2 protein-coding genes and 1 pseudogene are annotated in these 2,953 nt (G+C 52.8%); all 3 read left to right on the top strand.

The window, feature by feature from the left end; genetic code table 11:
- Nucleotides 1-689: pseudogene (locus OO184_RS24670) on the top strand (group II intron reverse transcriptase/maturase); the annotation flags it as partial.
- 404 nt (nt 690-1,093) lie between these two features.
- Nucleotides 1,094-1,279 (top strand): hypothetical protein, encoded by a 186-nt coding sequence (locus tag OO184_RS25120; RefSeq protein ID WP_265381421.1) that lies wholly within the window; start codon nt 1,094-1,096, stop codon nt 1,277-1,279.
- A 24-nt stretch (nt 1,280-1,303) separates the two neighbouring features.
- Nucleotides 1,304-2,953: group II intron reverse transcriptase/maturase (ltrA, locus tag OO184_RS24660; protein WP_446500480.1), on the top strand; the 1,650-nt coding region annotated here is incomplete at its 3' end.

Genomic DNA, 2,953 nt, shown 5'->3' with positions numbered 1-2,953 from the left:
CGGAGGTTAAGGCAAAACCGTTTGTCATTGAGAAAAGGGAAGTGTACCGTGCCTGGTTATGGGTTAAAGCCAATCAAGGTGCGGCAGGCGTGGAGGGTCAAACCCTCGCGGATTTTGAATCCAATCTGAAAGACAATCTGTACAAACTCTGGAACCGCTTATCATCGGGCAGTTATTATCCGCCTCCGGTGAAAGGTGTCGCTATCCCTAAGAAGTCGGGAGGTGAACGTCTGCTGGGGATCCCCACGGTTGCGGATCGTGTGGCACAAATGGTGGTCAGGCTTCATTTCGAACCCCTTGTTGAACCTCATTTTTTGCTGGATTCTTATGGCTACCGACCGAATAAGTCGGCGATTGATGCCATCAGAGTCACAAGGCAGCGATGCTGGCAGCAAGATTGGGTATTGGAGTTCGATATCAAAGGGTTGTTTGACAATATTCCTCATGATTTACTCATGAAAGCCGTGAGGAAACACACAAATAGCCCGTGGCTCTGCCTGTACATCGAACGCTGGCTAACGGCCCCGATGAAATGCCATAGTGAGGTGTTATTCCGGGAGAAAGGTACACCGCAGGGAGGTGTGATTAGCCCGATACTGGCCAATTTATTTCTGCACTACGTTTTCGACAAGTGGATGCAGAAATATCATCCCCGGATGAAATGGTGTCGCTATGCGGATGATGGTGTGCCACGAAGGCATGTACCGGGGACGTAAGTCCCCGTGCAGCTATGCAACACAAGAGATGAGGGCAGGCCCCTCGGTGTCGGCGTACAGGTGCAGGCACCAAACCCCCCACTGCTGCTGCGTTTAAGAGACGTGGGGGTGAGCGATATGGGAAAAGGTCGGGCATGATCCGATCAGGTAGGGATCGAAGAGACGAACGAAAGTGAACCGTTGATGATGTGTCGAAAGCGTATAGATGATGTCAAAACCATGGTGGAGTCGTTCCTGTGGGATAAGCGCAGGGGGCGACCTGTTTACTGCCTGCGCGGCATCCGGCATAAAGGCGGCGTGAAGTCGATTCAGGCTCTTGTGGGGAACGTGGGAACCTGTCACCCCGATGTGAAGGGAGAAACGCAAGTGGAGGTCCCATGAGCGCCAGAGTACCAATGCGGGGTACAGGGGCGGAGCAAGCCGTAGTAGCGTTGAAGGACCGTAATGGGTCTGGAGCAAAGGGCTTGCCCCATTGTGCTGATGGCACGACAGCAACCACGGGCGATAAAGCCGGTGGGAGGACTGCTGTAAAATCGGCAAAGCCATTTCCTGTGAGTAAGTGACAGGTGTGGGAAGCGTATAAACGAGTGAAAGCTAACCGTGGTGCGGCAGGTATTGACGGACAGACACTGGCCGGGTTTGACGAGAATATTGCAGACAATCTCTACAAGCTATGGAACAGACTGGCTTCGGGCAGTTATATGCCGCAGGCGGTAAGGCGTGTGGAGATCCCCAAAGCTGATGGTGGTGTGCGTCCGCTCGGTATTCCTGCCGTGTCGGACAGAATCGCCCAGATGGTCGTTAAACAGGTACTTGAGCCTGTACTGGAACCTCTGTTCCATGCCGACTCGTATGGCTACCGGCCGGGGAAATCTGCTCACCAGGCGATTGCGCAGGCGAGAACACGCTGCTGGAAGTTTGATTGGGTTGTGGAAATCGATATCAAAGGCTTCTTTGATAATATTGATCATGCCCTGTTACTGAAAGCAGTGCGGCATCACACACAGGAACGCTGGTTGGTGATGTATATCGAACGCTGGCTGAAGGCGCCGGTGCAAATGCCGGATGGAAGGGGGCAGGTACGGAACAGGGGGACGCCGCAGGGCGGCGTGATTTCACCCCTGATCTCGAATCTGTTCCTGCATTATGCCTTTGATATGTGGATGAAACGTCAGTTTCCCGGCGTCCCCTTTGAAAGGTATGCCGATGATGTTGTATGCCACTGTCACAGTCAGTCGCAGGCCGAAGCACTGATAAGTAAAGCAGGCCAGCGGTTCGCGCAATGTGGGCTGGAGTTGCATCCGCAGAAGACCCGGATGGTTTACTGTAAAGAAGCCTATCGACGGGGGAATTACGCAGAGACGCGCTTCGACTTTCTGGGCTATACATTCCGGCCCCGTTTGTCGAAGAATCGCTGGGGTAAGACCTTCGTTAACTTCAGTCCGGGGATGAGTGCCAGAGCAGGGAAAGCAATCCGTCAGGAGGTGAGGAGTTGGGGTCTGCAAAATCGCAGTGACAAGTCCTTGTACGATCTGGCGCATATGTTCAATGCGAAAATCAGAGGCTGGATAAATTATTACGGTGCTTTTTATAAATCGGCCCTGTACCCAACGCTGAGGCAAATCGATCGCAAACTCGTGTTATGGCTGACCCGTAAACATAAGCGACTTCGGGGCCACCGGCGACGGGCCAGTCACTGGCTGGCACGTGTTGCGCGGAGTGAAACGAGGTTATTTGCCCACTGGCCGCTACTATGGGGGGCAGGCTTCAATGGGAAGAGCCGGATGAGCGGAGACGTTCACGTCCGGTTCCGTGAGCGCCTTGGGGGGAGGTTCCCCGGGGCGACTCGACGACTGGTTCACTGCCAGAGTGAAGCACAGGCCAGAGAAATCTGGCAAAGGTTGGAACACCGTTTCAGGGAATGTGGACTGGCACTGCATCCGGACAAAACCCGGATTGCTTACTGTAAAGATGTAGAACGAAAGGGAAAATATGAACATACCTGTTTTGATTTTCTTGGATATACGTTCAGACCAAGGTGGGTCAAGAACCGTAAAAGAAACAGTTTGTTTGTGAGTTTTACACCGGCAGTCAGCAAAGCGGCCCAAAAAGCCATGAGATTCAAAATCCGTAAGTTGAAGATCCGAATGCGGACAGAACTGAACCTGATACAACTGGCAAACTGGCTAAACCCCATAATCAATGGCTGGCTGAATTATTATGGGCAATTTTGCCGG

This window comes from Photorhabdus aballayi (assembly GCF_026153155.1).
GTDB lineage: Bacteria > Pseudomonadota > Gammaproteobacteria > Enterobacterales > Enterobacteriaceae > Photorhabdus > Photorhabdus luminescens.
Note: the sequence above shows the minus strand (reverse complement) of the source record. Positions and strands in the feature narration are given on the sequence as shown.